Origin of the sequence: Neisseria sp. HMSC065D04 (assembly GCF_001815675.1) — a bacterium.
In the GTDB taxonomy this organism is placed as follows: Bacteria; Pseudomonadota; Gammaproteobacteria; order Burkholderiales; family Neisseriaceae; genus Neisseria.
The window spans coordinates 1-1,269 of record NZ_KV821564.1 but is presented as its reverse complement, the minus strand read 5'-3'; the positions used below and the strand labels follow the sequence as shown (position 1 = coordinate 1,269).

The following is a 1,269-nucleotide window of genomic DNA, read 5'->3' as shown; positions in this document are numbered from 1 at the left end:
CAAAGCCGACATCGCCAAAGGCGTAGCGGCGAAAGACGCAGTAGACAACAAAGGCATCAGCTTCGCAGGCGACAGCGGTACGACCGTTGCCAACAAACTGGGCGATACCGTTGCGGTTAAAGGCGATGCCAACATCACCACCACCGCAGGCGCGAACGGCATTCAGGTCGGTCTCAACAAAGACCTGAAAGTAGACAGCGTCAAAGCAGGAGATACGGTTGTGAACAACAACGGCGTCAACGTCGGCGACAAAGTGGCGCTGGGTAAAGACGGTCTGAAAGCAGGTGATGTCAACATCACTGCCGACGGTATCAACGCAGGCGGTAAGAAAGTGACCGGCGTCGCCGCAGGCACCGTCGCCGCAGGCAGCACCGATGCCGTCAACGGCGGACAACTGCACCAGGTTTACGAACTGATCGGCAGCAACGGCGGCAACGTCAACACCGCACCGCCGTCAGTCGAAGCGGACGGCAAAGCAGGCTTGGGTAATATCAAAAACATTACCCTGGTGGACAACAGCAACAATCCGAACGTGACCAACGTTACGAACGAGACCAAGATTGCCCAGTCCAACGGTTACAGCCTCGTGACCTACAACGTCGAAGACCAAGGCATGTACGTGACCAACAACGTCATCGAAGCCGTAGGCCGTATGAACGAACAAGGCATCAAGTTCTTCCATACCAACGACGGCGAAGTGAATCCCGACGTACAGGCACGCAACAGCGAAGACTCCAGCGCGAGCGGCGCATACGCCACGGCGGTCGGCTTCCAAGCCGCCTCCAAAGGCACCAACGCCATCGCCATCGGTAAAGGCGCCAAAGCCAACGCCGAGAACACCATCGCCATCGGTACCGGCAACATCGTCAGCGGCAAAAACTCCGGCGCCATCGGTGACCCGACCGTAGTAAGCGGCAACAGCTCTTACTCCATCGGTAACAACAACAACGTATCCGCCGACAACGCCTACGCACTGGGCAGCAACATCAAAGCCACGGTCAACGACTCCGTCTACCTCGGCGACCGCGCCCAAACCCAAGGCATCCATACGGCCGATGCGGCCAAAGGCGAAGCCTACACCTATGGCGGTCTGAACGACAAAGCCGTGGCAGGCAAAGCAGGTTCGGCTGCCGCCGCGAACAAAGTCGCCGGTGTCGTCACCGTCGGCAACGGTACGGACGAGACCCGTCAGGTACAAGGTGTGTCGGCAGGTGTGGTATCTGCGGATTCGACCGATGCGATCAACGGCAGCCAGTTGTATTACACCAA

General features: G+C 58.3%; 1 pseudogene. It reads left to right on the top strand.

Annotated elements, in window-relative coordinates:
* Positions 1 to 1,269 (top strand): annotated as a pseudogene (locus HMPREF3050_RS12865) (hypothetical protein); the annotation flags it as partial.